Below are 25,886 nucleotides of genomic sequence, written 5' to 3' on the forward strand. Positions count from 1 at the left end.
AGATATGCGCCTTTTCCGTGCTTTGAGTGTTCTCCATGACCGCCCTCACCCCCACCCTCGAGCTCGCCTGCGACCTGATCCGCCGCCCGTCCGTGACCCCAGTCGACGAAGGCTGCCAGGAACTGATGATGCGGCGCCTGGCCGCCGTCGGCTTCACGCTGGAGCCAATGCGTATCGAGGAAGTGGACAATTTCTGGGCCCATCGTGGCGGCGACGGTCCGGTGCTGTGCTTCGCCGGGCATACCGACGTGGTACCGACCGGCCCCCTGCAATCCTGGCAGCACCAGCCGTTCGATGCGCTGATCGACGAGCAGGGCATGCTCTGCGGCCGCGGCGCGGCGGACATGAAGGGCAGCCTGGCGTCGATGATCATCGCCGTCGAGCGCTTCGTCGTCGACCACCCGAACCACAAGGGCGCGATTACTTTCCTGATCACCAGCGACGAAGAAGGCCCGGCCCACCACGGCACCAAGGCCGTGGTCGAGCGCCTGCGCGAGCGCGGCGAACGCCTGGACTGGTGCATCGTCGGCGAACCGTCGAGTACCACCCTGGTCGGCGACGTGGTCAAGAACGGCCGCCGTGGCTCGCTCGGCTGCACCCTGACCGTGCGCGGCAAGCAAGGCCACGTGGCCTACCCGCACCTGGCCCGCAACCCCATCCACCTGGCCGCTCCGGCCCTGGCCGAACTGGCCGCCGAGCACTGGGACAATGGCAACGCCTACTTCCCGCCGACCAGCTTCCAGGTCTCCAACCTGAATGCCGGCACCGGAGCCACCAACGTGATTCCCGGCGAACTGAAGGCGGTGTTCAACTTCCGCTTCTCCACCGAATCCACCGTCGAAGGCCTGCAGCAGCGCGTGCGCGCCATTCTCGACAAGCATGGCCTGGACTACGAACTGGACTGGGCCCTGTCTGGCCTGCCATTCCTTACCCAGCCGGGCGACCTGCTCGACGCCGTGGCCGCCAGCATCCGCAGCGTCACCGGGCGCGAGACCACGCCCTCGACCTCCGGCGGCACCTCGGATGGGCGCTTTATCGCCACCCTGGGCACCCAGGTGGTCGAGCTGGGCCCGGTCAACGCCACCATCCACCAGATCGACGAGCGCGTGCTGGCCAGCGACCTGGATGTGCTGACCGAAATCTACTACCAGACCCTGGTCAATCTGCTCGCATGAGTCTGACCTGCCCGATCTGCCAGCAGGCGCTGAGCGTCGTCGACAACGGCGTGGCCTGCCCGGCCAACCACCGCTTCGACCGCGCGCGCCAGGGTTACCTGAACCTGCTGCCGGTGCAGCACAAGAACAGCCGTGACCCAGGCGATAACGCGGCCATGGTCGAGGCCCGTCGACGTTTCCTCGACGGCGGCCACTACGCCCCGCTGGCCCGGCGCCTGGCCGAACTGGCCGCCGAGCGTGCGCCGCAGCGCTGGCTGGATATCGGTTGTGGCGAGGGCTACTACACCGCGCAGCTCGCCGAGTTGCTGCCGGATGCCGATGGCTATGCCCTGGATATCTCCCGCGAGGCGGTCAAGCGGGCCTGCAAGCGCGCCCCTCAGCTGAGCTGGCTGGTGGCGAGCATGGCCCGGGTGCCATTGGCGGATGCCAGTTGCAATCTGCTGGCCAGCATGTTCAGCCCGCTCGACTGGCAGGAAGCGCTGCGCCTGCTCGCTCCCGGTGGCGGCCTGCTGCGCATGGGCCCGACCGGCGAGCACCTGATGCAGCTGCGGCAGAAGCTGTACGACGAAGTGCGCGACTATGATGAGCAGAAGCACCTCGAACTGATTCCACCGGGCATGCGCCTGGCCCACAGCGAAACCCTGACTTTTGCCCTGCAGCTGGACAGCAGCCAGGCCCGTGCCGACCTGCTGGCCATGACCCCGCACGGCTGGCGCGCCAGCGCCGAACGCCGCGCCGCGGTGATCGCCGAAGACTTCGAAGTGACTGTATCCATTCGCTACGATTGGATCGAGAAAATCTAGAGAGCCCGCCATGCGCCAACCCGATATCGAGATCTACCTCAAGGACGCCGATCACAAGGCCATTGCCGCCTGGCTGGGTCAAGCCATTGGCCCGGTCAGCGAATGGCGCCAACAGGGCCAGACCTTCAAATGCCGCGCCGGCACCGTGCCGGTAACCTGGCTGCCGAAGGCCGTGGGCAAATGGCACAGCCTTTATCTGGAAAGCGACGCCACGCCCTGGGACGACGACCTTGCCTGCGCCCGCGCTGCCTTCGCTGCACTGGACGTGGAAGTACGCTGCGCCCCTGGTGGCTGGGACGAGGAGGAAAGCGTGGAAACCGCCGACCGCTGGATTCGCATCAGCAGCGACGGTGAAGAAGAGATCATCTGGCGCACCGACTGAAGCGCTGCCCGGAAAAACAAAAGGCCCGTCACTGACGGGCCTTTTGTTTTTCTGCGAGCTGTAGGGATCAGAGCTGGGATACGTCTTCCGCCTGCAGGCCTTTCTGGCCCTGGATCACGGAAAACTCGACCTGCTGGCCTTCGACCAGCGAGCGGTGGCCTTCGCCACGGATGGCGCGGTAGTGGACGAATACGTCCGGCCCGCTGCCACGCTGAATGAAGCCATAGCCCTTGGAATCATTGAACCACTTGACGGTTCCAGTCTCACGCTCAGCCATTCGCACTTCCTCGACTCACATTATTGTTATTGCCCGGATGGACTTCGCCGGTGCCACTGGCGCCCTCCCCCGCGCTTCGTCCACACACCAGACCGGCATGGGACGGGATGCTGAAAGTGCTCCTGAAGCAACCGCCAGCCGAGTATAAAACAAGTGTTTGGCCTGCCAAGAGATAATTCAGGACAGCCTGCAAGGCACGTAGCATATGGCCTACAGGGCTTTTACAGGGTTTCTCAGGGAGCAGAACGGTCAGCTTTTTCCGCCAACAGCCGCGACGAGTCAGCCGTGGTGGATAAGCAAAGCGTTATCCACGGTTGAGCCAGGCAAGGCGCCTGGCTCATTAGAGGCGAATGACTTCTTAAGCGGCCTTGCGCCGGCGCCACAGCCACAGCGCCAGCACGCCGAGGGTCAGCAGCAATGGCACCAGGGCGATGTTGACGAACTTGAGCACGCCCCCCAGTTCCTCGATCTTCGAGTTGAGCTGGAAGCGCACCTCGCGCAGCTCCTTGCGGATGCGCACCTTCTCGGCGAGGAACTGCTGCACGGTGGCCTGCTGTTCCGGAGTCAGCTCCATGGGCTTGCTCGGGTCCTGGTTCTGCTGCAGGGCGGCGAGTTTCTGCTCGGTCTCGCCCAGGCGCTTCTGTAGGTCCTCTTCCTTGACGCGGAACTGCGCCTCGGCCTCGCGCTGCAGCGCTTCGACCACCTCGAACGGGCGGCTGAAACGGCCGCGCGAGCGCACGCTGATCAGCGCATCCGAGCCGGACAGGTTGTCCAAGGCGTTGATCGCGAAGCCGGCGTTGTCGGCGAACGGCTGCGGCATGCGCTGGCCGAAGAAGTCCTGCACCTGCACCCACATGCGGTCGCTGAGCAGGTCGGTGTCCGCTACGGCGATGACATTGATGTTGTCCGCCGCCTTGAGGCCGTCCTTCTGCCCTTCGATGCCGTTCGGGTAGGCCGACTGCGCCGGGCCGCTGATGCGCGCGGCGATGGCATAGCGCTCACCGGTTGGCTGCAGATCGCGCAGCAGTTCTTCCGGATTGTTGAGCATGGCAAAACGCGCGGCCTCGAAGGGCATGGCGTATTCCGAGCTCTGCAGCAGCGGCAGGAACTGGGTCTTGGCGCCTTCGACCGGTTCGAGAATACCGCTGGTGGCGACATTGATGCTTTCCAGGCCGGCCGTACTCACGTCCTCCTGGTTCAGCGCGCGCGGCGGCAGCCCCAGCCAACCGGCATGGCGCACCGGACGCTGACTCTGGCCCATGCCCACGGCCATGGCGTAGGAACCGTCACCGAGTACCTTGTCCGGCATCAGGCGCAGGCCCCAGGCCTTGAACAGCGGTTCCAGATCGGATGCCTTGTCGGCGCCATCGCCCGGTAGCATCGGCATGCCGGTATCGGCTTCGCTGAACGGATCGACGAACACCAGCAACTTGCCGCCGCGCAGGACGAACTGGTCGATGGCATACAGCGTCGCCTCAGGCAGCTGCTTGGGGTGTACCAGCAGCAGCACCGAGATATCGTCCGGGATCTGGTCGATGCCGATCTTCAGGCTGGCGATCTTGAACAACTGACGCGCCTGCTCCATGAACATCCAGGGCGCAGTCGGCTGGCGGCTGGCCATGTCGAAACCGCCGTTGATCTGCAGCCCCGACATCAGGCCAACCACCGGCAGCTCAGGCTTGGCCAGGCTCTGCACCAGCTGGCTGACCTGGTATTCGAGGAACTCTTCCTGGTCTAGCGGGAAGAACGGGATGATCTGCTTGTCGTCCTGGCCATTGGTGCCGGCCAGGCCGAAGTAGATCTGCTCGCCGCTCTGGTTTGCCGGCACGGCCTGCAGACCGAAGCCGGCGGCCTTGTCTTCGTCCTCGGAGAACGGTTCGGGGTCGATCACATGCAGCTTGATCTTGCCCTTGGCCGCACGCTCGTAGGCCTTGAGCAACTCTTCCACGCGGGTGGCGTAGTTGCGCAGCACGGCCAACTCGCGGGCCGACTTGTCGGAGTAGAAGAAGTACAGGTCGATCGGCTCTTTGATCTCGCCGAGGATCTGCTTGGTGCCCTCACTAATGGTGTAGAGCTTCTGCTCGGTCAGGTCGAGGCGGGCATTACCCAGGGTCAACCCGGACAGCACGTTGAATGCCAGGAAGGCGGCGGCGATCAGCAGCAGGCCGGCGCCGGAATACATCAGTTTTTTCATCTTCAGTCAGCCTTCTTCAGATCGACCACGATGGCGGTGGCAGCAAGCCAGGCAGCCATCAGGGTGATGAAATAGAGCAGGTCGCGCAGGTCGATCACGCCCTTGCTGATCGCGTCGAAACGGGTCAGGAAGCTCAGCGAAGCCACCGCATCCAGCAGCCACTGCGGCGCCCAGCCGGTGAAGGCATCCAGCACCATGGGGAAACCGCTGACGATGAACAGGAAGCAGGCGCTGACCGCGAGGATGAAGGCGATCACCTGGTTCTTGGCCAGGGCCGACATGCACGAGCCGATGGCCAGGTAGGAGCCGGCCAGCAGCCAGCTGCCCAGGTAGGCAGTGACGATGGCGCCGTTGTCCGGTTCACCCAGGTAGTTGACCGTGATGATCATCGGGAAGGTCAGCAGCAGGGCGATGCCGGCAAACACCCAGGCGGCGAGGAACTTGCCGGTGACCGCATCGAAACGGGTGATCGGCAGGGTCATCAGCAGCTCGATCGAGCCGGACTTGCGCTCCTCGGCCCACAGGCGCATGGCCAGGGCCGGCACCAGGAACAGGTAGAGCCAGGGGTGGAAGCTGAAGAAGGCCTTGAGATCGGCCTGGCCGCCCTCGTAGAAACCACCCATATAGAAGGTGAAGACCCCGGACAGGACCAAGAAGATCAGGATAAACACGTACGCAAGCGGGGTCGCAAAATAGCTGGCCAGCTCGCGTTTGAAGACTACCGGTAGCTGTTTCATGCCGCTTCTCCGCGCGTCAGGGTACGGAACACTTCATCGAGGCGACCGCGCTCCACGTCCAGTTCCTCGACCAGCCAGCCGCGCTGGTGAATCAGCGCGTTGACCTGCGGGAAGATCACCTGGCCCGGCTGGGCCAGCACGGTAAGACTGCGTTCCTGGCGGTTTTCCTCGACCCCGGCCACGCCCGGCAGGGCCGCTAGCGCGGCCTGGTCCAGCTCGCTGCTGCTGACCAGGGTAACGGCCTGGTGGTAGCGCGAGCGGCTTTCCAGCTCCAGCGGCGTGCCATCGGCAACCAGTTTGCCGGAGGCGATCACCACAGCGCGGGTGCACACGGCACTGACTTCTTCGAGGATATGGGTGGAGATGATGACGATCTTGTCGTGGGCCAGGCTCTGGATCAGCCCGCGCACCTGGTGCTTCTGGTTCGGGTCGAGGCCGTCAGTGGGCTCGTCGAGAATCAGCACCTTGGGATCATGCAGGATCGCCTGGGCCAGGCCGACACGGCGCTTGAAGCCCTTGGACAGGGTGTCGATGGACTGGCCGAGGACCTTGTCCAGCTCCACCTGGCCGACCGCACGGCTGACCCGCTCGCGCTTCTCGGCGCCACGGAAGCCACGCACCTCGGCGATGAATTCGAGGAAGCTGCGCACCGTCATGTCGCCATAGCACGGCGCGCCTTCCGGCAGGTAGCCGATCTGCTGCTGGGCCTTGAGGGTCTGACGCTGTATGTCGTAGCCGAGGACGCTCGCCGTGCCGGAAGTCGGCGCGAGGAACCCGGTCAACATCTTCATGGTGGTGGATTTGCCGGCACCGTTAGGGCCGAGAAAGCCCAGCACTTCCCCCTGCTGGACGTTGAACGAGAGGTTATCGACGGCCGTATGTCCGGCAAAACGTTTAGTTAGATTTTTTATCTCGATCATGGTCTCTCACCATTTTCGGTAAGGGCCCAGCCGTACTCACCACGGGGCCCATGAGGACCCATCTCGACACCTGGATAACCCAGCGGAGACAGGCTGCCAAAATGCCGCCGGACTATATGAAGCCATCGCGGCTATTGCAAGACAGCCTGTCATAGAGAAAGTTGCGCAGAGTGTTTCTGCGCGTAAACGCAGCAGAATCAGGGGCTGACCTGATAACCCCGCCCCTGCAGACAACTGGCATAGGCCGCCGAATCGACCTGACCAGTGCTGGTCGAGTCGGCGCGGCGCTCGTCCCGGCGATCACGGCGTTCGCGCGAGCCACCGACCACCATACCCGCCACCGCGGTTTCCTTGGCGCGATCCTGGCGGTACTCCTGCTTCACATCATCATCGACGCGGTCGTACACCTCATCGTGCTGGTTGCCGCGCACCTGCGCCCCGGCAGCCCCTGCGGCAGCCCCGACTGCAGCACCACGCAGGCGCTGACCGGACGGCCCGCTGTCCGTCGAACTGCTGGACGAACTGGTGGCCGCACTGCGGCAGGCATCGATATCCTGCTGGATCTGCTGGGAGCTCTGGCCCTGCAGCGGCACCACTGTTTCGGCCTGTGCCTGGCCAGCAGCCCCCGCCACGGCAACGCACAGACAGAGCAATGAAAGCCTGTTCATAGCAACCTCCTTGCATAGCATTGAATGTGCTGCGTTCCCGCCCTCTCGCCGGCGATCAACAACTGGTCAGGCCATGACTCGCGGGGCACAAACGTCAGACCTGGAGAATAGTCCCCAATCGGCCACCAGCCGGGTCGAGTCCCGGCCATTGGCCAGCGCACGCCAGCACTGATGGCTTTTGCCGCCGCGCGGCGAATCCGGCAAACTAGCGCCCCCGAGCAAATGCTCGCTTGATTGCCCCGCAGAGTCCGTATGACCCGCTCGCCCTTCCGCCGTCTCGTTTTTGGTGCCCTACGCCGCGTGCTGTACCTCTGGGTGCGCTCGGAAACCATCAACCAGTCCGCCTTCACCCTCAAGCTCGACCGCAGCAAGCCGGTGTTCTACGTGCTGCAGCAGCCTTCGGCGAGCGACCTGGCAGTGGTCGACACGGAATGCAGCAAGGCCGGCTTGCCACGCCCGGTGCTGCCGGTGGCGATCGGCGAGCAGATCGAGCCTGCCGCATTTTTCTACCTGACCCCCGAGCCGGGCTGGTTTGGCGGGCATGACAAGCGCGGCGCGCCGCCGGCGCTGGTGCGCACCCTGGCCGCCCTCGAGCGCAATGCGGTGGACGACGCACAGATCATCCCGGTCAGCGTGTTCTGGGGCCAGTCGCCGGATCGCGAGACCAGCCCGTGGAAGCTGCTGTTCGCCGACAGTTGGGCGGTCACCGGACGCCTGCGCAAGCTGGTGAGCATCCTGATCCTCGGCCGCAAGACCCGCGTGCAGTTCTCCGCGCCAATCCACCTGCGCGAGCTGCTGGCCCAGGACAAGGGCCTGCAACGTACCCAGCGCATGGCCCAGCGCATCCTGCGCGTGCACTTCCGCAACCAGAAGGCGGCGGTGATCGGCCCCGACGTGTCGCACCGGCGCAACCTGGTCAAGGGCCTGATCCACGGCCCGCAAGTGCGCCAGGCGATCCTCGACGAAGTCGAGCGCGAGAAGATCAGCGTGGAGAAGGCCGAGAGCCAGGCCCTGCGCTACGGCAACGAAATCGCCTCGGACTACACCTACACCGCCATCCGCTTCCTCGAACTGGTGCTGAGCTGGTTCTGGAACAAGCTGTATGAAGGTATCCAGGTCAACCATATCGATGCCGTGCGCGAAGTGGCCCACGGCCACGAGGTGATCTATGTGCCCTGCCACCGCAGCCACATCGACTACCTGCTGCTGTCCTACCTGCTGTTCCGCAACGGCCTGACCCCGCCGCACATCGCCGCCGGGATCAACCTCAATATGCCGGTGATCGGCGGCCTGCTGCGCCGCGGTGGCGCCTTCTTCATGCGTCGCACCTTCAAGGGCAACCCGCTGTACACCGCGGTGTTCAACGAATACCTGCACACCCTGTTCAGCCGCGGTTTCCCGGTGGAGTACTTCGTCGAGGGCGGGCGCTCGCGCACCGGGCGCATGCTGCAGCCGAAAACCGGCATGCTGGCCATCACCCTGCGCAGCTTCCTGCGCTCCAGCCGCCTGCCGGTGGTGTTCGTGCCGGTCTACATCGGCTACGAGCGCGTACTGGAAGGCCGCACCTACCTAGGCGAGCTGCGTGGCGCGGCGAAGAAGAAAGAGTCGATCTTCGACATCTTCAAGGTCATCAGCGCCATCCGCAAACAGCGCTTCGGCAGCGTCTGGGTCAACTTCGGCGAGCCGATCAAGCTGGCCGAGTTCCTCGATGCGGAGCAGCCGGACTGGCGCAGCCAGGACTACGGTACGCAGTTCCGCCCGGACTGGCTGAACAGCACCACCAACCGCCTCGGCGAGCGCGTGGCGCAGCACCTCAACGAGGCCGCGGCGGTCAACCCGGTCAACCTGGTCGGCCTGGCCCTGCTCTCCACCAGCAAGCTGGCGCTGGACGAGAAGAGCCTGGTGCGGGTGCTTGACCTGTATCTGGCGCTGCTGCGCCAGGTGCCCTACTCGCCCCACGCGACCCTGCCGGAAGGCGATGGCGCGGCGCTGATTCGCTACGTTCAGAGCATGGACCTGCTGGCCGAGCAGAAGGATGCACTGGGCAAGATCTTCTATCTGGACGAGCAGAACGCCGTCCTGATGACCTACTACCGCAACAACGTGCTGCACATCTTCGCCCTGCCGGCGCTGTTGGCGAGCTTCTTCCAGAGCAGTTCGCGGATGAGCCGCGAACAGATCCTGCGCTACACCACGGCGCTGTACCCGTACCTGCAGTCCGAGCTGTTCATCCGCTGGTCACGCGAGGAGCTGGAAGGCGTGGTCGACCAGTGGCTGGCGGCCTTCGTCGAACAGGGCCTGCTGCGCCAGGAAGAGGATGTGTACATCCGCCCGGCACCGAGCTCGCGCCAGTTCGTCCTGCTCACCCTACTGGCCCGCGCCATCGTGCAGACCCTGCAGCGCTTCTACATGGCCACCGCACTGCTGAGCAACGCCGGGCAGAACGTGCTGTCGGCCGAGGAGCTGGAGAACCTCTGCGTGGTCATGGCCCAGCGCCTGTCGATCCTGCATGGCCTGAATGCCCCGGAGTTCTTCGACAAGAGCCTGTTCCGCCACTTCATCCAGACCCTGCTCGACGAAGGCGTGCTGCGTCAGGACAGCGCCGGCAAGCTCAGCCACCACCCGCAGCTGGACGGGCTGGCCGAGGGCGCGGCCAAGCGCGTGCTACCGGCGGAGATTCGCCTGTCGATCCGCCAGGTCGCACTGGAGCGTGGTGAGGACACCGAACAGCAAGCCTGATCCAGGCCGCTGTAACAGCAAGGGCCGCTTATGCGGCCCTTGTGCGTTGTGCGACGGGAGAATCAGGCTCAGTTGAGCCGATAGCGGGCTAGTTCCTGAATCGACAGCACGCGCATCTTGCTGGGTTCGATTCTGTGCATGTCTTCGAGCAGACTGCCGGGAATGCCCATCTCCCTGAAATAGGCTGCCGGGCTGTACCTCGCGCCGGCAGGGCTGAGGGCGGACTGGGCCGAATCGCCCCCCGGGAAAGGCGGTCGATGGATGCCGACATGGCCACGCACGGTCTTGTCGCGACCAGCGGCCAGCAGGTAGACACAGGTGCCCTGGCAGACCCCGGTGGAAGGCACCAGCGTATCGAACCCCGCCTCACGCACCAGCCGCCCCATCCTGATCGCCTCGGGCACGCTACCGCCGATAGAGTCCAGCAGCAGGACCTTCTGCGCAAACTTGCCCGGATTGGCCATGATGCCGCGCAGCAGCTGCTCATAGTCACCTGGGGCGATTTCTTCGGACACCTTGGCCACCAGCATGCGGCCGATAGTCTTGTGCTGCACGGCTTCCACCTCGACCTTGGCCATAGCGGCTGGGGCACAGAACAGGGTTGCGCCGAGGATGAGCGCGCGAACGGGATTGCGGATGATCAAGCGGATAGATCCTTAACGCATGGATGCAGAGTGGGCAACGATACCCGCAAGCGCACGCGGGCGCACGACCTGCCGGGCTGCCCGCCCCCTTAAAAGTGCGACAGAACGCCTGCTGATTTGGCTCCCCCGCCCGGCTCCGATAAGCTCGGTACATTCCCCCGTGCAAAAGGATCTTCCCATGCTCCGCCTCTCCGCCCTGGCCACCGGCCTGCTGCTCAGCGCCAACGCCTTCGCCCTGTCCCTCGCCGACCTCAGCCAGACCGATGCCAGCAGCGGCCTCAAGGATGCCCTGACGCAAGGCGCGCAGATCGCCGTCAAGCAACTGGGCAAGCCCGGTGGCTTCAGCAACAACGAAGACGTGCGCATCGAACTGCCCGGCAAGCTGGGTAAAGCCGCGCAGACCATGAAGATGATGGGCATGGGCGCCCAAGTCGATGAACTGGAAGCCAGCATGAACCAGGCTGCCGAAGCGGCCGTACCGCAAGCCCAGGTGATTTTGCTGGACGCCGTGAAGAAGATGACCGTGACCGATGCCAAAGGCATCCTCGCCGGCGGCGAGGACTCGGCAACCCAGTACCTGAACAAGACCAGCCGCGAGCAGATCCGTGCCAAGTTCCTGCCGATCGTCAAGCAGGCCACCGACAAGGTGGGCGTAGCCCAGCAGTACAACGCCTTCGCCGGTCAGGCTGCAGCCTTCGGCGTGGTCGATGCGAAGAGCGCCAACGTCGAGAACTACGTCACCGAACAGGCTCTGGACGGCCTGTTCAAGATGATCGCCGAGCAGGAAGCCAGCATCCGCGAAAACCCGGCCGGCGCCGCTACCAGCCTGGCGAAGAAGGTATTTGGCGCGCTCTGAGCGTCTAAGCCCTCAACAAAAAGCCCGGCAATTAGCCGGGCTTTTTGTTGGCATGGCGCTAATTACGCCTCGACTTCCTTGACCTTGAACCAGGCCGCATACAACGCCGGCAGGAACAGCAGGGTCAGCGCCGTGGCGACGATCAGGCCACCCATGATGGCCACCGCCATCGGCCCGAAGAACACGCTGCGCGACAGCGGGATCATCGCCAGCACCGCCGCCAGGGCAGTCAGCACGATGGGCCGGAAGCGCCGTACCGTGGCCTCGATGATGGCGTGCCAGCGGTCCTGGCCGGCGGCGATGTCCTGCTCGATCTGGTCGATGAGGATCACCGAGTTGCGCATGATCATCCCCGACAGGGCGATGGTGCCGAGCATGGCGACGAAGCCAAATGGCTGCTGGAACACCAACAGGAACAGGGTCACGCCGATCAGCCCCAACGGTGCGGTGAGGAACACCATCACCGAGCGCGAGATGCTCTTCAGCTGCAGCACCAGCAGGGTCATCACCACCAGGATAAACAGCGGAATACCGGCATTCACCGACTGCTGGCCACGGCTCGAGTCTTCCACCGTACCGCCGACTTCCAGCAGGTAGCCGCTGGGCAGCGCATCGCGGATCGGCTGCAGGGTCGGCATGATCTGCTTGACCAGCCCGGCCGGCTGTTCGCCGCCGTAGATGTCACCCAGTACGGTGACAGTCGGCAGGCGATCGCGGTGCCAGATAACACCTTCCTCGAAACCGTATTCCAGGGTGGCGATCTGCGACAGTGCCACACTCTTGCCATTGCTGATCGGCACCGCCAGACTCGGTAGCAGTTCCAGCTCCTGGCGTTCACGCACGGTGCCACGCAAGAGGATCTCGATCAGCTCGTTGCCTTCGCGGAACTGGCTGACGCTGGAGCCGGACAGCGAACTCTGCAGGAAGCGCGAAACATCGGCTGTGCTCACACCGAGGGCGCGGGCACGCTCCTGGTCGATGTTGAGGTAGACCACCTTGCTCGGCTCTTCCCAGTTCAGGTGCACGTTGGACACATGGCTGTTCTCGCGCACCTTGTCGGCTACCTGGCGGGCAATCGCACGCACCTCGTCGATATGCTCACCCGAGACACGGAACTGGATCGGGTAGCCCACTGGCGGGCCGTTCTCCAGGCGCGAGACGCGGGTGCGCAGGGTCGGGAACTCGTCGTTGAGCACGTCAATCAACCAGACACGCAATGCTTCGCGGTCCTCAATCGACTTGGCCAGCACCACCACCTGAGCAAACCGGGTCGCCGGTAGCTGTTGATCCAGTGGCAGATAGAAGCGCGGCGAACCGGTGCCAACATAAGCCACATAGTTTTCGATGCCGTCGTGATCCTTGAGGCGTGCCTCCAGGCGCTTGACCTGCTCTTCGGTGGCCTTGAGCGACGAACCTTCGGTGAGCTTGAGGTCGATCATCAGCTCCAGGCGCCCGGATGCCGGGAAGAACTGCTGCGGCACGAAGCGGAACAGCACCACCGAGGCGACGAACAGGCCGACGGTAACCAGGATTACCGTGCGACGGCGGCGCACACACCACTCCACCATTTCGCGCACCGTCTGGTAGAAGGTGGTCGAGTAGGGATCATGGCCGCCGGCGCTGCCACCATGCTTCTTCGCATGCAGTTTGGCCAGGTCCGGCAGCAGCCGGTCCCCCAGGTAAGGCACGAACACCACGGCGGCGATCCAGGACACCACCAGGGCGATGGTCACCACCTGGAAGATCGAGCGGGTGTACTCGCCAGTGCCGGATTGCGCAGTGGCGATCGGCAGGAAACCGGCGGCGGTGATCAGGGTGCCGGTGAGCATCGGGAAGGCCGTGCTGGTCCAGGCGAAGCTGGCCGCCTTGAGCCGGTCATAGCCCTGCTCCATCTTGATCGCCATCATCTCCACGGCAATGATTGCGTCGTCCACCATCAGGCCGAGGGCCAACACCAGAGCGCCGAGAGAAATCTTGTGCAGGCCGATGCCGAAGTAGTGCATCACGGCAAAGGTCATCGCCAGCACCAGCGGAATTGAAAACGCCACTACCAGGCCGGTACGCAGGCCGAGGGAGAAGAAGCTCACCAACAGCACGATGATCAGTGCCTCGACCAGCACGCGGATGAACTCGCCAACCCCGGTTTTCACCGCCGCCGGCTGGTCGGAGACCTTGCTCAGCTCCATGCCGACCGGCAAGGTCTGCTGCAGACGAGCGAACTCCTGCTCCAGCGCCTCACCGAGCACCAGGATGTCGCCGCCGGCTTTCATAGACACAGCCAGGCCGATCGCGTCCTGATCCATGAAGCGCATGCGTGGCGCAGGTGGATCATTGAAACCGCGAAATACCTCGGCCACGTCGCCGATACGGAAGGTACGGTCGCCGATGCGCATGGGAAAATTGCGGATCTCGTCGACCGTCTCGAAGCTGCCGGAAACCCGCAGTTGAATACGGTCAGTACTGGCCTCGAAGAAACCCGAGGAAGCTACCGCGTTCTGTTCTTCCAGCGCCTGCTGCACCGCCGCCAGGGGCAGGCCAAGGGTGGCCAGTTTGACGTTGGACAGCTCGATCCAGATCTTCTCGTCCTGCAGGCCGAGCAGCTCGACCTTGCCAACGTCCTTGACCCGCTGCAGCTGTAGCTGCAGACGGTCGGCATAGTCCTTGAGCACGGCGTAGTCGAAGCCTTCGCCAGTCAGCGCATAGATGTTGCCAAAGGTGGTGCCGAATTCATCGTTGAAGAACGGCCCGCGAATATCCGCTGGCAAGGTGTAACGGATATCGCCGACCTTCTTGCGGATCTGGTACCAGAGTTCGGGAATATTCTTCGACACGATATTGTCGCGGGCCATGAAGGTCACCACCGACTCGCCAGGACGCGAGTAGGACATGACCATCTGGTAATCGCCGGTCTCCATGACCTTCTTTTCGATGCGCTCGGTGATCTGCCGCGAGACCTGCTCGGCGGTAGCACCCGGCCAGTCGGTACGGATGACCATGGCCTTGAAGGTAAAGGGCGGGTCTTCACTCTGTCCCAGCTTGGTATAGGACAGCGCGCCGACCACGGCGATCACCAGCATCAGATAGAGCACCACGGCGCGGTTGCGCAGCGCCCATTCGGAGAGGTTGAAGGACATGCGCTTACTCCCCGGCGATCAGCTTGACGGTGCGGTTATCGCGATCCACCGGTTTGACCTTCTGCCCGTCACGCAGCATCTGCACACCGGCGGCGACTACCCAATCGCCCTCCTTCAGGCCTTCCAGCACTGATACGCGCTCCTGGCCGTAGCGACCGATGCGTACCAGGGTACGGACCACCTTGGACTCCTTGGGATCGACCACCCAGACAAAGGGCACGTCCTTCTCTGCACTGAGTGCCGACATCGGCACCGACAGCGGCACCTCGCCCTCGGCCTTGATCGCCACGCGGGCACTCTGCCCCAGTTCGGCTTTCATCGCCCCGCCGGCAAAGGCCACGCGCGCGGCGAAGGTGCGCGACTGCGCGTCGGCAGCCGGCGACAGCTCGCGAATGCGTCCGGGGAAGCGCTTGCCCGGCTGTGACCACAGCTCGACGCTGACGTCCTGGCCAATGCGGAAGCGCTCGAAGGCATGTTCCGGGACGCTGATCAGCACTTCGCGCTCACCATCGGCCGCCAGGGTGAATACCGTCTGCCCAGCCGAGACCACCTGACCGACCTCGGCCAGGCGGCGGGCAATCACGCCGTCCTGGGAAGCGCGCAGCACCGAATAGCCGGCCTGGTTGTTGGCCACGTTGAACTCGGCCTTGATCTGTTTGACCCGCGCTTCACCCGCGCGGTACTGGTTTTCCACATTGTCGTACTGCGACTGACTGATCAGCTGGCGGGCCAGCAGGGTCTGGTAGCGATCACGCTCGGTGCGTACCAGCTTGAGATTGGCTTCCGCCGCCGCGACCTGGGCGCGAGCGGCCTCCAGCTGCAGCTTGACGTCTTCGGGGTCCAGCTCGGCCAGCGGCTGATCCTTCTTCACCCGTGCCCCGGCATCCACCAGGCGCTTGCTGATCTTGCCGCCGATACGGAAGGCCAACTCAGGCTCGAAGCGCGCGCGCACCTCGCCCGGGTAGGTTTCCATGGCGTCGCCCGCAGGCTGCGGCTGCACCACCATGGCCGGACGTACCGGCGCTTCAACGGTGTCGCCGTTGCCGCAGGCAACCAGCAGGGCGATCAGGCTTACGGGCACAGCGAGGGACAGGGCATGGCGGAACATGGTGGATGACCTTTCGCAAAGAAATGCTTGGAATACTTATACTGAGCGGTATAGTAAAAATAGCAAACTCACCAGTCCAGTATTAAAACGCGAAATGTCCAACAAACTGTTACCGCCCTCCAGCGGCCCCGGACGACCCAAGGATCCAGCCAAGCGACTGGCCATTCTTGAGGCTGCCAAGCGTTTGTTCATGCGCAACGGCTATGAAGGTAGCAGCATGGATGCCATCGCCGCCGAGGCCGGCGTGTCCAAGCTCACGGTGTACAGCCACTTCACCGACAAGGAGACACTGTTCGCCTGTGCGGTGGAGTCCAAGTGCGAGGAGCAGTTGCCCACCCCCTATTTCGAGCTGCGCAGCGACACCGCCATCGACACAGTGCTGCTGGCCATCGGTCGCGGTTTCAACAGCCTGATCAACAGTGAAGAGTCAGTGGCGATGATGCGTCTGGTGATGACCCAATCCGTGCAGAATCCGCAAATGGCCCAGTTGTTCTACGACGCCGGTCCGCAGCGCATGCTGCTGGCCATGGAGCATCTGCTGGAGCAGGCCAACGCCAATGGCCAATTGCGCGTTGAGCATCCGCAGCGCGCCGCAGAGCACTTCTTCAGCCTGATCAAGGGCGGCTGCAACTTCCGCCGCCTGATCGGCTGTTGCGAACCGCCCAGCGGCCTGGCGGCCGACGAGCATGTGCAGGAAGTGGTGAAACTGTTTCTGCGCGCCTACCGGCCCTGAGCGCGGTAGCACTGGCCTTTGCCCCTCTCCCGTTTACGAGAGAGGGCAACTCCTCAGAACCTGTTTACGATCTTCTGGATTAGAGCCAGACAAGGCAAAAATGGCCGAAAAAGCGCAGTTTACGAGTTGTAAATGAGCATTTTGAGGCCACTTTTAACGCCGTATGGCCGACAGCCAGGAGATCGTAAGCAGGTTCTCAGGGCTTCAGCGCCTTCTTCGGATAGATATCGTAACGACTGGACTTGCCTTCCAGCGCATAGCTTGGCTTGCCGCCTTCGATGATCGGCGCCTTGCGCGGGCGCTTGACCACCACCCGGTGGCTGGCCAGGGCCAGCGCAGCCTCGAGCAGTGCCGGGGCATCCATGTCATCGCCGACCAGCGGGCGGAACAGACGCATCTCCTTCTTCACCAGCGCACTCTTGTCGCGATGGGGAAACATCGGGTCTAGGTAGATCACCTGCGGCGGCTCGCCCTGCCAGTGGCTCATCAGTTCGATGGCGTTGCCACAGAGCAGACGCATCTGCCTGGCAATCGGCGCCACCTCGGCATCCTGCAGGGCACGTTCCAGCCCATCTTCAAGCAATGCGGCGATGATCGGCTGACGCTCGATCAGGGTCATCTGGCAACCCAGGCTGGCCAGCACGAAAGCATCGCGACCCAGGCCCGCCGTGGCATCCAGCACCACCGGGCGCACCCCGGACTGCACGCCGACCGCCTTGGCAATCATCTGCCCGCTGCCGCCGCCGAACAGACGCCGATGCGCCACCGCGCCCTCGACGAAATCCACCCGCACCGGCCCCGGTGCCTGCGGCCCCAGCTCGGCCAACTGCAACCCCTCGGCGCCCAGTTGCAGGGCGAACTCCGCCTCGCCCTCCAGGGGCAACCCCAGACGCTGCGCCCACTGCACAGCAGCTGCCGCATGACTTGGAGCCAGGGCTTCGACGCGAATTCTGGCTATATGCCGCTCGTCACTCATCAGGAAATATGCTCAAAAAATGTTCAATCGGGCCAACTTTCGGCCGATACAGGCATAACGCCCTATTTTGCCAGACGCGGTAGTTAGCAGCCGCATCGAGTTGATCATGTTTGATGCCCTTTCCGCCCCGCACAGTGCTGCCGCACGCCCTTCGCGCAACGGTGACCTGGAAGACAACCTCGACGCGGGCCTGCGCGACTCGCTGGATTACCAGATCCTGCGCCGCACGTTGATGCCCAAGGACGAAGTGCCAGCACCCGAAGCCGCCGCAGCCGAAATCAACGAGGCCCGCAGCCCGGACAGCACTACCAGCAGCGCCATGGCTGAGGCCAGCGCCCAGGCCGCCAGCTTCCAGCAGGTGCTGCAGCAGCGCGAACTGGAACTCAACGTCAGCGTAAACCCGCAGCCGCAGCAAACCGATCCACTGGTGCTCGACCTGGCCAGCAACGGCTTCACCACCCGCGGCCTGCAAGACCCGGTGCGCTTCGACCTGGATGCCGACGGGCGCATCGACCGCATCAGCGCCCCCAGCGGCGATGACGCCCTGCTCGCCCTGGATCGCAATGGCAATGGCCGTATCGATGATGGCCGCGAACTGTTCGGCGACCAGAACGGCGCCGCCAACGGCTTTACCGAGCTGAGCAAATACGACGACAACCGCGATGGCCGCATCGACGCTCAGGATGCCATCTTCGAGCGCCTCAGCCTGCTGCGCTTCGACACCCAGGGCCGCCAGCAGCAGATCAGCCTGAGCGAGGCTGGGGTCAGTGCCATCCAGCTGCAGGCCCGCGACGTGAAACAGGCACTCGGCCAATACGACACCATCGCCCAGCTCGGCAGTTTCGACTTCAGCGATGGCCGTCTTGGCCAGGCCGCCGATCTGCTGTTAGCACAGCGCTGAAACAGGGTTTAATAAAGCAGTCCCAGCTGTTCGACCTCTGCCACTGACGCGGGAAACGCCAGCGCCGGCAGCCCCGGCAAGCGCTCACTCAGCAGTTGGTGAAAACGCAGCGCCAGATGCGGCGCCCGCAGGTTGTCCGGGGTATGCAGGAATACGTACGGCTTTAGCCCCTGCTCGATCCAGCTCGCCACCTTGTCCAGCCAGGGCGCCATGAACACATCATTCGCCGCCAGCTCGGGATGGCCGATAAAGCGCAGCTGCGGGTGCGCGGTGAATGCGGCCGGCCGTGGCGGCAGACGCGGTTTCTTCGATTGCGCATGCAATACGGCCGGATCACTGGACTGGCAGCTGAACAGCGCCCGCGAATCCAGGCAGATGCGCTCCACCTGCAGATCGCGCAGCAGCCGGTTGAGCGCCCGCTCCTCCTCGCCCTTGGCGAAAAACGCCGGGTGGCGCACTTCCACCGCCAGACTGCCCCCCAACTCCGCGACGAAATACTGCAGCTCGCCCAGGCGCGCCGGCCCGAAGCTGGCCGGCAACTGCAGCCAGAGCGGCGAGCAGCGCTCGCCCAGTGGCGCAAGCAGATTCAGGAAGTCTTGAGCGGCTGCCAGTTGCTCGCGCAGATCGGTGGTGTGGCTGATATCACGCGGCAGCTTGGCGCAGAAGCGAAAGCCCGCCGGCATCAGCTTCGCCCAGCGTGCCACGGTCTGCGCCGAAGGCCGGGCGTAGAATGTGGTGTTGCCTTCCACGGCATTGAACAGGCGGGCATACAGCGGCAGGAAATCGGCACTGCGGGCGTTGTCGGGATAGAGGGAATCGCGCCAGGCCGGCTCGCTCCAGGACGGGCAACCGAGAAAGTAAGGCAGCACGCGGTCAGGCGTACAGGTCGAGGCCGAGGACTTCCGTCGCGTCGCTCTCGCTGGTGAAGCTGGCTGTGCTGCCATAGGCGGCCAGCGCCTGGTTGGCCTTGGCGTTCAGTGGACGTTGCTGGCTCAGCACGTCTTGGCTGCGTGCCGGCAGGCTGTCGCTGCTGGCCGTGCCCGGCTGCACCCGACGCAGCTGTGGCGTCTGCTCGAAGCCCTGACTGCTGGCCGGGCTGGGGGTAACCGCTGGCTCACGACGATCCTCGATCTCGCGCTGACTCTCGCGCAAGGGCGTGACCGCACTGCCCGGACGGGGCGTGCGATCCAGCGAATAAGAGGAAGTGAAACCGTCGATACGCATCAGTTACTGCTCGGAGTACGTGCTGGCAATTTAGCGGCGCCGCAGGCCCTTGGCAATTCTACGCTCAGCGGGCGGACAGAAGGTTAAGAACCTGACTCCGTTCGCCCTGAGCAGGTTCTAAGGCGCGGCCTTGGGCGTGGCGACCTTGTCGCGCAAGTAGACCGGTTGCGCCTGGTCGGCCGGCAAACCTTCGCCACGGGCCCAGGCGAAGCGGGCCAGCTGCAGCAGATCTTCGGCGTGCGGCAGCATGCCGCCATCCTGGCCAGCGGGTTGCACGGCAATACGCGCGCCGTAGGTGCCCCAGCCGGTGCCAGCACCGAACCAGTCACCCGTGGCGCCACGCGGCAGGCTGGCCTGCTCCGGCGGCAGCACGGCTTCGACACCCTGCAGGCGCATCTCGCCCTGCTCGGCGCGGTAGCAACCCCAGTACACCTCATCCATGCGCGCATCGATAGCCGCCGCAACCTGCTGCACACCCTGCTCACGCAACGCGCGCTGGGCCAGCACCGCCAGGTTGGACACCGGCAACACCGGGCGATCCAGGGCGAAAGCCAGGCCCTGAACCACACCAATAGCGATACGGATACCGGTAAATGCCCCAGGGCCACGGCCGAAGGCAATCGCATCCAGCGCCGAGAGCTCGACACCCGCCTCGCCCAGCAGGGTCTGGATCATCGGCAGCAGGCGCTGGGCGTGCAGGCGCGGGATCACCTCGTAGTGACTGAGCACCTTGCCGTCATGCAGCAAGGCAACGGAACAGGCTTCGGTGGCGGTATCCAGGGCCAGCAAGGTGGTCATCGGGCAATCCGGTCAGGTCAGGCAGAAAAGTCGCGCATTATAAACGCCAACGGCCCGCATGCGCGGGCCGTTGAACTACTAGCCAATGATCGAGCGAGCTAGAGCCAGGCTAGGCGGAGAAGGGCCGAGGGCGCGGAGTTTACATGCAGTAAATGAGCACCCGAGGCCCTTTTCCAACGACGCATGGCCGACGCGCAGCCGATCAGCTGAGAGCAGCCAGCACCTTGCCAGTGATCTCGTCCACCGAGCCGACGCCGGCGATGGCGCTGTACTTCGGCGTGCCCTCGGCGGCCGAGAGCTTCTGGTAGAAGTCCACCAGCGGCTTGGTCTGCGAGTGGTAGACAGACAGGCGATGACGCACGGTTTCTTCGGTGTCGTCCTTGCGCTGCACCAGTTCGTCGCCGGTGACATCGTCTTTGCCTGCCACTTTCGGCGGGTTGTAGACGACGTGGTAGACGCGGCCGCTGGCCTCGTGCACGCGACGACCGGCGATGCGCTGAACGATTTCTTCGTCGTCGACGGCGATTTCGACCACATTGTCGATGACCACGCCGGCTTCCTTCAGGGCTTCAGCCTGGGGAATGGTGCGCGGGAAGCCGTCGAACAGGAAACCCTTGGCGCAGTCGGCCTGGGCAATGCGTTCCTTGACCAGGTTGATGATCAGGTCGTCGGAGACCAGACCGCCGCTTTCCATGATGCTTTTGGCCTTCAGGCCCAGCTCGGTACCGGCCTTGACCGCTGCACGCAGCATGTCGCCAGTGGAAATCTGCGGAATACCGAACTTTTGGGTAATAAAACCAGCCTGGGTACCTTTGCCGGCACCGGGCGCCCCCAGCAGAATCACGCGCATCGATGTGCTCCTCAAGAAATGACTAGAAATCGTCGGATTCGCCTCATGGGGCCAATCTCACTATTCGGGTTTCGGCGTCACTGAGCGGCCAAAAGGTTGACCAAGATACACAGCAGCCCCCTGCCACACAAGCCACCAAAAGTAGCAGGCCAATAGGCCTCAGCCGGTATTGCGCAAGCCGGCGGCGATCCCCGCCACGGTTACCAGCAGGGCCTGTTCCAGGGGGCTGCCCTCTGGACTCTGGCGCTGCCTGGAACGGGCCAGGAGCTCGGCCTGCAGCAGGTGCAGCGGGTCTAGGTAGATGTTGCGCACCGTGATTGCCTCGCGGGTCTCCGGACTATGGGTAAGCAGCTCCGACTGCCCGGTCAAGCCGAGAACGATGGCACAGGACTGCGACAATAGGTCGCGTAATTGCGCGCCCAACGGTCGCAGTTCAGCACTGACCAGACGCTGGTCATAGAGTGCGGCAATGCTGCCATCGGCCTTGGCCAAAACCATTTCGAGCATATCGATGCGCGTACGGAAGAACGGCCACTGTTCGCGCATCTGCGCCAGCAGGGTCTGTTCGCCACGCTGCAGGGCGTTGCCCAGAGCCGCTTCCCAGCCCAGCCAGGCCGGCAGCATCAGGCGGGTCTGGGTCCAGGCGAAGATCCACGGGATCGCCCGCAGGCTTTCCACCCCACCGGCACGCCGCTTGGCCGGGCGACTGCCCAGCGGCAGACGACCCAGCTCCTGTTCCGGGGTAGCCTGGCTGAAGTATTCGACAAACTGCGGATGCTCGCGCACCACCGCGCGGTAGGCCGCCACGCCATCGGCGGCCAAGCGGTCCATGGCCGCACGCCAGGTAGGCTCGGGCGCCGGCGGCGGCTGCAGGGTGGCTTCCAGCACCGCTGCCAGGTACAGGTTGAGGTTCTGCTCGGCCAGGTCCGGCAGGCCGAACTTGAAGCGGATCATCTCGCCCTGTTCGGTGGTGCGGAAACGCCCGGCTACCGAGCCCGGCGGCTGCGAGAGGATCGCCGCATGGGCCGGGCCGCCGCCACGGCCGACCGTGCCCCCGCGACCATGGAACAGCAACAGCTCGACCTCGTGCTTGCGACAGACCTCGACCAGGGTTTCCTGGGCGCGGTACTGGGCCCAGGCCGCCGCGGTGGTGCCGGCGTCCTTGGCCGAGTCGGAATAGCCGATCATCACCTCCTGCGGACCGTGCAGACGCGCGCGGTAGCCATGCAGGCCGAGCAGGCGGTCGATCGCCGGGCCGGCGTTATCCAGGTCGGCCAGGGTTTCAAACAGTGGCACCACACGGATCGGCCGTTGCAACCCGACTTCCTTGAGCAGCAGTTGCACCGCCAGCACGTCGGAAGGTGCACCGGCCATGGAGATTACATAGGAGCCCAGAGAGGCAGCAGGTGCGGCGGCGGCCACCCGGCAGGTGGCCAGTACTTCGGCCGTGTCTGCCGAGGGCCGGTGCTGCGGCGGCAGCAGCGGGCGACGATTGTCCAGCTCGCGCAACAGGAAAGCGATGCGTCGCTCCTCGTCCCACTCGGCGTAGCGACCCAGGCCCAGATAGTCGGTGATCTCGCTCAGGGCGGCGGCATGCCGCGCGGCATCCTGGCGCAGATCCAGGCGCACCAGGAACAAGCCGAAGGTCGCGGCGCGGCGCAGGCAGTCGAGCAGCGCGCCTTCGGCGATCACGCCCATGCCGCAGGCGTGCAGTGAGTGGTAGCAGAGCTCCAGCGGTTCGAGCAGCTCGCGGTTATCGTGCAGCACCTCGGGGCCGGGGGCGACTTCAGCGGCCAATGCCGCTTCGGTCCAGGCACGGGTGACGCGTAGGCGTTCGCGCAGCTGTTTGAGCAGCGCGCGGTACGGCTCTGGATGCACGCCGACCACCCGGCGCAGCTCGTCGCTGGCCTGCTGCATGGACAGCTCGGCGGCCAGCTGGTCGATATCGCGCAAATACAGGTCGGCCGCCATCCAGCGCGCCAGCAACAGCACCTCGCGCGAAACCTGGGCGGTGACATTAGGGTTGCCATCGCGGTCGCCGCCCATCCACGAGGCGAAGCGGATCGGCGCCGCCTCCAGCGGCAGGCGCAGGCCAGTAGCGGCCTGCAGGGCCTGGTCAGTGCGACGCAGGAAGTTCGGCACGGCCTGCCACAACGAGTGTTCGATGACCGCGAAGCCCCACTTGGCCTCATCCACCGGACTGGGGCGAGTGCGACGAATTTCCTCGGTATGCCAGGCCTCGGCAATCAGGCGGCGCAAGCGCAGTTGCACCTGGGCGCGCTCGGCGGCGAGCAGGTCGGTGTGATCCAGCGCCGCGAGCTGGGCAGCAATCGCATCGTATTTCTGGATCAGGGTGCGCCGCGCCACCTCGGTGGGGTGGGCGGTGAGCACCAGCTCGATATCCAGCCGGCCGATCTGCCGGGCCAGTTGCTCGGGCTTGTGCCCGGCGCCCTGCAGGCGCTGCAACAGCTCATCCAGCACGCGGTTCTCGAACGGTTCCGGCTCATTCGGGCCACGCCGACGGATACGGTGGTACTGCTCGGCGATATTGGCCAGGTTGAGAAACTGGTTGAAGGCCCGCGCCACCGGCAGCAGCTCGTCGTCGCTGAGGCCATCGAGGGTCGCCCGCAGCTGCTGCTCGCCAGCCGCCGAGCCTTTGCGCGCGGCTTTGGCCCCCTGGCGGATCAGCTCGATCTTGTCGACAAAGGCCGCGCCGCGCTGATTGCCGATGGTGTCACCGAGCAGGTCGCCCAGCAGATGGACCTCTTCACGCAGGCGCGCATCGATTTTCGCCATAAACCAGCTCTCCGCCCGAGGTAGAGCCTCAGCTTGCCCAGCGCGACGCTTTCTGACAAGGGCGCGACGAATGGCCTTGCAAGACTGGAGCGCGAGCTAGGCTGAGAGTAGCGGACGCCATAAGCGCCCGCTGCCCGGACTGCAGTGGTTTCCGGGCTGCACTCCGCCCACCATGAATGGGCACTTAGAGGTGTTTATGAAGATCCGCGAGCTTGTCCGCCATTGGGAACAGAACGCCAAGGGTCGTCTGACCCCCAGCCATTATCAGATCCACCTGGACCTTGAGTCCGCCGCCCGTCTGGCCGCGCTCTCCGAAATGTACCCGAAACGCAGCAGCGAGGAGCTACTCGGCGAGCTGATTGGCGCCGCCCTGGAAGAGCTGGAAGCCAGCCTGCCCTATGTGAAAGGCAGCAAGGTGGTGGCCACCGACGAACAGGGCGACCCGCTGTATGAAGACATCGGCCCGACGCCGCGCTTTCTCGCCCTGTCGCGCCGCTACCTGCAGACCCTGAGCGCCAAGCAGGACGGCGCCAAGCACTGAGCATGCCTGGCTCGTAGGGTGCACCAGGCGCACCAGCGGCAATTTGCGCGGCACACCCACGGGTGACTCGTGGCTGCCTTAGAGGCTATCGCGCCCGCCCCGCGTGCCCGCGGCCGGCCGTCTTACTCGGTGACTGGAGCCTGCGGGGTCTCCTGCCCCATGCAGCGCACGGCCTGCTTCTTGTCATCCACCAGCACACCGGTCAGACCCTTCTGCTGGGTATCGAACAGCACCAGCACGCCGTCGATGCACTGGGCGACCTGGTTTGCCGGCTTCACCGGGAGCTTGTATTGATCGCCAGGGACGGTCTTGAGCATGGTGAACTCGGCCAGCAGGAGGGCATCCTCCTCCTTGGCAAAATGCAGGTAACCGTACATCCAGAGCACGCCGATGGTGCCGATGATGCTGGCGATGCCGGTCAGAATCAGAGGGATGGCGTTGCGTTCTTCACTCATGACGTTGTTCACCGTTAGAACTGACTAAATAGGACATGGCTGCCTCGAGCCAATGGCGGCGCAGCCTGATACAGCCGCGCAGCCTTGGCAAGAGCGCGCGACGGATTGCCGCGCCCGCCAACACTATGCTTTGCCGCCAGCACGGACTTCCTCGCGCGCCTTGAAGGTCGCGTCATAGATACGCTCGGCCAGCCGCGAGAACGGCAAGCTCTGGATCCATACCGTGCCGGTGCCCTTGAGGGTGGCCAGGAGAATGCCTTCGCCGCCGAACAGCATGCTTTTCAAGCCGCCTGCCAGGGCGATGTCGTAGTCGATACCACTGGTGAAGGCCACCAGGCAGCCGGTATCCAGGCGCAGGGTCTCGTTGTTCAGCTCCTTGCGGATCACCGTGCCGCCGGCATGCACGAAGGCCAGGCCGTCGCCTTCCAGCTTCTGCAGGATGAAGCCCTCGCCACCGAAGAAGCCGGCGCCGATGCGCTTGTTGAAGCTGATGCCGATCTCGGTGCCGTGGGCGGCGCAGAGGAAGGCGTCCTTCTGGCAGATCAGCTTGCCGCCGACCTGGCTCAATTCGATGGGCACCACGCTGCCCGGGTAAGGCGCGGCGAAACCGACCCGCTGCGGGCCTTGGCCCGCATTGCTGAAGTGGGTCATGAACAGCGACTCGCCGGTGAGCAGGCGTTTGCCGGCGCCCCACAGCTTGCCCAGCACACCGCTGGCCGAGCCATCGCCCATGCGCGTCTCGAAGCGGATGCCCTCGGTCATGTAGTTCATCACCCCGGCTTCGGCGATCACCGTTTCACCCGGATCGAGGATGATTTCCACGGTCTGCGCCGAAGCGCCGAGGATTTCGTAGTCGAGTTTGTGGCTGGGCATGGCAGGCTCCATGAAAGACGAAGGGATACTGTAGGAGCCAGCTTGCTGGCGATTCGTTCACCCGAGAACCCGATGATCGCCAGCAAGCTGGCTCCTACAGAT

The 25,886-nt window shown here is 64.4% G+C and carries 24 protein-coding genes; 8 read left to right on the forward strand and 16 right to left on the reverse strand.

The window, feature by feature from the left end:
- Nucleotides 1-35 precede the first annotated feature (35 nt).
- Genes dapE through H3H45_RS12205 form a run of 3 tightly spaced genes read left to right on the forward strand, consistent with a single transcriptional unit; the run spans nt 36 to nt 2,360 of the window.
- Nucleotides 36-1,175 carry a succinyl-diaminopimelate desuccinylase gene (gene dapE / locus H3H45_RS12195; protein ID WP_182834020.1) on the forward strand — a complete coding sequence of 380 codons (1,140 nt, stop codon included), beginning with the start codon at nt 36-38 and terminating at the stop codon, nt 1,173-1,175.
- A complete protein-coding gene (locus H3H45_RS12200) occupies nt 1,172-1,978 on the forward strand; it encodes a putative RNA methyltransferase (protein WP_182834021.1) in 807 nt (268 codons plus the stop codon). The genes dapE and H3H45_RS12200 overlap by 4 nt, the downstream gene beginning before the upstream one ends.
- 10 nt (nt 1,979-1,988) lie before the next feature.
- Nucleotides 1,989-2,360: a hypothetical protein gene (locus tag H3H45_RS12205; protein ID WP_182834022.1), complete on the forward strand. Its 372-nt coding sequence runs from the start codon at nt 1,989-1,991 to the stop codon at nt 2,358-2,360.
- Nucleotides 2,361-2,427: 67 nt separating this feature from the next.
- Here the strand turns inward: H3H45_RS12205 and H3H45_RS12210 are convergent, their stop codons facing one another.
- The 5 genes from H3H45_RS12210 to H3H45_RS12230 all read right to left on the reverse strand — a co-directional run bounded on the left by H3H45_RS12210 (nt 2,428) and on the right by H3H45_RS12230 (nt 7,156).
- The gene (locus tag H3H45_RS12210; protein ID WP_173204140.1) at nt 2,428-2,637 is read right to left on the reverse strand and encodes a cold-shock protein; all 210 of its coding nucleotides are present in this window, start codon (nt 2,635-2,637) and stop codon (nt 2,428-2,430) included.
- A 358-nt stretch (nt 2,638-2,995) separates the two neighbouring features.
- The gene (locus H3H45_RS12215) at nt 2,996-4,831 is read right to left on the reverse strand and encodes a GldG family protein (protein ID WP_182834023.1); all 1,836 of its coding nucleotides are present in this window, start codon (nt 4,829-4,831) and stop codon (nt 2,996-2,998) included.
- Between the two features lie 2 nt (nt 4,832-4,833).
- Nucleotides 4,834-5,568, reverse strand: a complete 735-nt coding sequence (locus H3H45_RS12220) for an ABC transporter permease (protein ID WP_182834024.1) — start codon at nt 5,566-5,568, stop codon at nt 4,834-4,836.
- On the reverse strand, nt 5,565-6,488 hold the full coding sequence (locus H3H45_RS12225) for an ABC transporter ATP-binding protein (RefSeq protein WP_182834025.1): 924 nt from the start codon (nt 6,486-6,488) through the stop codon (nt 5,565-5,567). Before H3H45_RS12225 ends, H3H45_RS12220 begins: the two co-directional genes overlap by 4 nt.
- Before the next feature lie 197 nt (nt 6,489-6,685).
- Nucleotides 6,686-7,156, reverse strand: coding sequence for a YMGG-like glycine zipper-containing protein (locus H3H45_RS12230; protein ID WP_182834026.1), 471 nt, complete (start codon nt 7,154-7,156; stop codon nt 6,686-6,688).
- A 252-nt stretch (nt 7,157-7,408) separates the two neighbouring features.
- Here H3H45_RS12230 and plsB point away from each other — a divergent pair, with 252 nt between their 5' ends.
- Nucleotides 7,409-9,895: a glycerol-3-phosphate 1-O-acyltransferase PlsB gene (gene plsB / locus H3H45_RS12235; RefSeq protein WP_182834027.1), complete on the forward strand. Its 2,487-nt coding sequence runs from the start codon at nt 7,409-7,411 to the stop codon at nt 9,893-9,895.
- 68 nt (nt 9,896-9,963) lie between these two features.
- On the opposite strand, the gene H3H45_RS12240 is transcribed toward plsB, so the two are convergent.
- Entirely contained in the window at nt 9,964-10,536 is a 573-nt protein-coding gene (locus H3H45_RS12240) for a COG3904 family protein (protein ID WP_182834540.1), read from the reverse strand.
- A 181-nt stretch (nt 10,537-10,717) separates the two neighbouring features.
- Between H3H45_RS12240 and H3H45_RS12245 the strand changes: the two genes are divergently transcribed.
- Nucleotides 10,718-11,395, forward strand: coding sequence for a DUF4197 domain-containing protein (locus H3H45_RS12245; RefSeq protein ID WP_182834028.1), 678 nt, complete (start codon nt 10,718-10,720; stop codon nt 11,393-11,395).
- A 62-nt stretch (nt 11,396-11,457) separates the two neighbouring features.
- Here the strand turns inward: H3H45_RS12245 and H3H45_RS12250 are convergent, their stop codons facing one another.
- Together H3H45_RS12250 and H3H45_RS12255 are read right to left on the reverse strand one after the other, a co-directional pair.
- Nucleotides 11,458-14,529: an efflux RND transporter permease subunit gene (locus H3H45_RS12250; protein WP_182834029.1), complete on the reverse strand. Its 3,072-nt coding sequence runs from the start codon at nt 14,527-14,529 to the stop codon at nt 11,458-11,460.
- A 4-nt stretch (nt 14,530-14,533) separates the two neighbouring features.
- Nucleotides 14,534-15,637, reverse strand: coding sequence for an efflux RND transporter periplasmic adaptor subunit (locus H3H45_RS12255; protein WP_182834030.1), 1,104 nt, complete (start codon nt 15,635-15,637; stop codon nt 14,534-14,536).
- Nucleotides 15,638-15,731: 94 nt separating this feature from the next.
- On the opposite strand from H3H45_RS12255, the gene H3H45_RS12260 reads away from it, so the two are divergent.
- Nucleotides 15,732-16,370 carry a TetR/AcrR family transcriptional regulator gene (locus H3H45_RS12260; RefSeq protein ID WP_182834031.1) on the forward strand — a complete coding sequence of 213 codons (639 nt, stop codon included), beginning with the start codon at nt 15,732-15,734 and terminating at the stop codon, nt 16,368-16,370.
- Between the two features lie 196 nt (nt 16,371-16,566).
- Here H3H45_RS12260 and H3H45_RS12265 read toward each other — a convergent pair whose 3' ends face one another.
- Nucleotides 16,567-17,346, reverse strand: a complete 780-nt coding sequence (locus H3H45_RS12265; protein WP_182834032.1) for a class I SAM-dependent methyltransferase — start codon at nt 17,344-17,346, stop codon at nt 16,567-16,569.
- 106 nt (nt 17,347-17,452) lie between these two features.
- Between H3H45_RS12265 and H3H45_RS12270 the strand changes: the two genes are divergently transcribed.
- A complete protein-coding gene (locus H3H45_RS12270) occupies nt 17,453-18,247 on the forward strand; it encodes a hypothetical protein (protein WP_182834033.1) in 795 nt (264 codons plus the stop codon).
- A gap of 8 nt (nt 18,248-18,255) precedes the next feature.
- Here H3H45_RS12270 and H3H45_RS12275 read toward each other — a convergent pair whose 3' ends face one another.
- The 5 genes from H3H45_RS12275 to ppc form a co-directional block, all read right to left on the reverse strand.
- Nucleotides 18,256-19,116: a DUF72 domain-containing protein gene (locus H3H45_RS12275; protein ID WP_328822338.1), complete on the reverse strand. Its 861-nt coding sequence runs from the start codon at nt 19,114-19,116 to the stop codon at nt 18,256-18,258.
- Nucleotides 19,117-19,120: 4 nt separating this feature from the next.
- Nucleotides 19,121-19,471, reverse strand: coding sequence for a hypothetical protein (locus tag H3H45_RS12280; RefSeq protein WP_182834035.1), 351 nt, complete (start codon nt 19,469-19,471; stop codon nt 19,121-19,123).
- Nucleotides 19,472-19,588: 117 nt separating this feature from the next.
- A complete protein-coding gene (tsaB, locus tag H3H45_RS12285; protein WP_182834036.1) occupies nt 19,589-20,269 on the reverse strand; it encodes a tRNA (adenosine(37)-N6)-threonylcarbamoyltransferase complex dimerization subunit type 1 TsaB in 681 nt (226 codons plus the stop codon).
- A 202-nt stretch (nt 20,270-20,471) separates the two neighbouring features.
- Nucleotides 20,472-21,119 carry an adenylate kinase gene (gene adk / locus H3H45_RS12290; protein WP_182834037.1) on the reverse strand — a complete coding sequence of 216 codons (648 nt, stop codon included), beginning with the start codon at nt 21,117-21,119 and terminating at the stop codon, nt 20,472-20,474.
- A 159-nt stretch (nt 21,120-21,278) separates the two neighbouring features.
- Nucleotides 21,279-23,915 carry a phosphoenolpyruvate carboxylase gene (gene ppc / locus H3H45_RS12295; protein ID WP_182834038.1) on the reverse strand — a complete coding sequence of 879 codons (2,637 nt, stop codon included), beginning with the start codon at nt 23,913-23,915 and terminating at the stop codon, nt 21,279-21,281.
- A gap of 196 nt (nt 23,916-24,111) precedes the next feature.
- Between ppc and H3H45_RS12300 the strand changes: the two genes are divergently transcribed.
- Nucleotides 24,112-24,456, forward strand: coding sequence for a pilin assembly protein (locus H3H45_RS12300; RefSeq protein WP_182834039.1), 345 nt, complete (start codon nt 24,112-24,114; stop codon nt 24,454-24,456).
- A 122-nt stretch (nt 24,457-24,578) separates the two neighbouring features.
- Here the strand turns inward: H3H45_RS12300 and H3H45_RS12305 are convergent, their stop codons facing one another.
- Together H3H45_RS12305 and H3H45_RS12310 are read right to left on the reverse strand one after the other, a co-directional pair.
- Nucleotides 24,579-24,911 carry a hypothetical protein gene (locus tag H3H45_RS12305; RefSeq protein WP_182834040.1) on the reverse strand — a complete coding sequence of 111 codons (333 nt, stop codon included), beginning with the start codon at nt 24,909-24,911 and terminating at the stop codon, nt 24,579-24,581.
- A gap of 123 nt (nt 24,912-25,034) precedes the next feature.
- Complete coding sequence (locus H3H45_RS12310) at nt 25,035-25,784, reverse strand: TIGR00266 family protein (protein ID WP_182834041.1); 750 nt, start codon at nt 25,782-25,784, stop codon at nt 25,035-25,037.
- Between the last annotated feature and the right edge of the window lie 102 nt (nt 25,785-25,886).

It is taken from the genome of Aquipseudomonas guryensis (genome assembly GCF_014164785.1).
Lineage (GTDB): Bacteria > Pseudomonadota > Gammaproteobacteria > Pseudomonadales > Pseudomonadaceae > Aquipseudomonas > Aquipseudomonas guryensis.

Excerpts from the sequence above, each read along its gene's own strand:
- H3H45_RS12230 (WP_182834026.1), bottom strand. The coding sequence starts at position 7,156 with ATGAACAGGCTTTCATTGCTCTGTCTGTGCGTTGCCGTGGCGGGGGCT.
- dapE (WP_182834020.1), top strand. The coding sequence starts at position 36 with ATGACCGCCCTCACCCCCACCCTCGAGCTCGCCTGCGACCTGATCCGC.
- H3H45_RS12280 (WP_182834035.1), bottom strand. The coding sequence starts at position 19,471 with ATGCGTATCGACGGTTTCACTTCCTCTTATTCGCTGGATCGCACGCCC.
- H3H45_RS12310 (WP_182834041.1), bottom strand. The coding sequence starts at position 25,784 with ATGCCCAGCCACAAACTCGACTACGAAATCCTCGGCGCTTCGGCGCAG.
- H3H45_RS12220 (WP_182834024.1), bottom strand. The coding sequence starts at position 5,568 with ATGAAACAGCTACCGGTAGTCTTCAAACGCGAGCTGGCCAGCTATTTT.
- H3H45_RS12205 (WP_182834022.1), top strand. The coding sequence starts at position 1,989 with ATGCGCCAACCCGATATCGAGATCTACCTCAAGGACGCCGATCACAAG.
- H3H45_RS12225 (WP_182834025.1), bottom strand. The coding sequence starts at position 6,488 with ATGATCGAGATAAAAAATCTAACTAAACGTTTTGCCGGACATACGGCC.
- H3H45_RS12215 (WP_182834023.1), bottom strand. The coding sequence starts at position 4,831 with ATGAAAAAACTGATGTATTCCGGCGCCGGCCTGCTGCTGATCGCCGCC.
- plsB (WP_182834027.1), top strand. The coding sequence starts at position 7,409 with ATGACCCGCTCGCCCTTCCGCCGTCTCGTTTTTGGTGCCCTACGCCGC.
- H3H45_RS12260 (WP_182834031.1), top strand. The coding sequence starts at position 15,732 with ATGTCCAACAAACTGTTACCGCCCTCCAGCGGCCCCGGACGACCCAAG.
- tsaB (WP_182834036.1), bottom strand. The coding sequence starts at position 20,269 with ATGACCACCTTGCTGGCCCTGGATACCGCCACCGAAGCCTGTTCCGTT.
- H3H45_RS12245 (WP_182834028.1), top strand. The coding sequence starts at position 10,718 with ATGCTCCGCCTCTCCGCCCTGGCCACCGGCCTGCTGCTCAGCGCCAAC.
- H3H45_RS12265 (WP_182834032.1), bottom strand. The coding sequence starts at position 17,346 with ATGAGTGACGAGCGGCATATAGCCAGAATTCGCGTCGAAGCCCTGGCT.
- H3H45_RS12300 (WP_182834039.1), top strand. The coding sequence starts at position 24,112 with ATGAAGATCCGCGAGCTTGTCCGCCATTGGGAACAGAACGCCAAGGGT.
- H3H45_RS12305 (WP_182834040.1), bottom strand. The coding sequence starts at position 24,911 with ATGAGTGAAGAACGCAACGCCATCCCTCTGATTCTGACCGGCATCGCC.
- H3H45_RS12250 (WP_182834029.1), bottom strand. The coding sequence starts at position 14,529 with ATGTCCTTCAACCTCTCCGAATGGGCGCTGCGCAACCGCGCCGTGGTG.
- H3H45_RS12210 (WP_173204140.1), bottom strand. The coding sequence starts at position 2,637 with ATGGCTGAGCGTGAGACTGGAACCGTCAAGTGGTTCAATGATTCCAAG.
- ppc (WP_182834038.1), bottom strand. The coding sequence starts at position 23,915 with ATGGCGAAAATCGATGCGCGCCTGCGTGAAGAGGTCCATCTGCTGGGC.
- H3H45_RS12255 (WP_182834030.1), bottom strand. The coding sequence starts at position 15,637 with ATGTTCCGCCATGCCCTGTCCCTCGCTGTGCCCGTAAGCCTGATCGCC.
- H3H45_RS12200 (WP_182834021.1), top strand. The coding sequence starts at position 1,172 with ATGAGTCTGACCTGCCCGATCTGCCAGCAGGCGCTGAGCGTCGTCGAC.
- H3H45_RS12270 (WP_182834033.1), top strand. The coding sequence starts at position 17,453 with ATGTTTGATGCCCTTTCCGCCCCGCACAGTGCTGCCGCACGCCCTTCG.
- adk (WP_182834037.1), bottom strand. The coding sequence starts at position 21,119 with ATGCGCGTGATTCTGCTGGGGGCGCCCGGTGCCGGCAAAGGTACCCAG.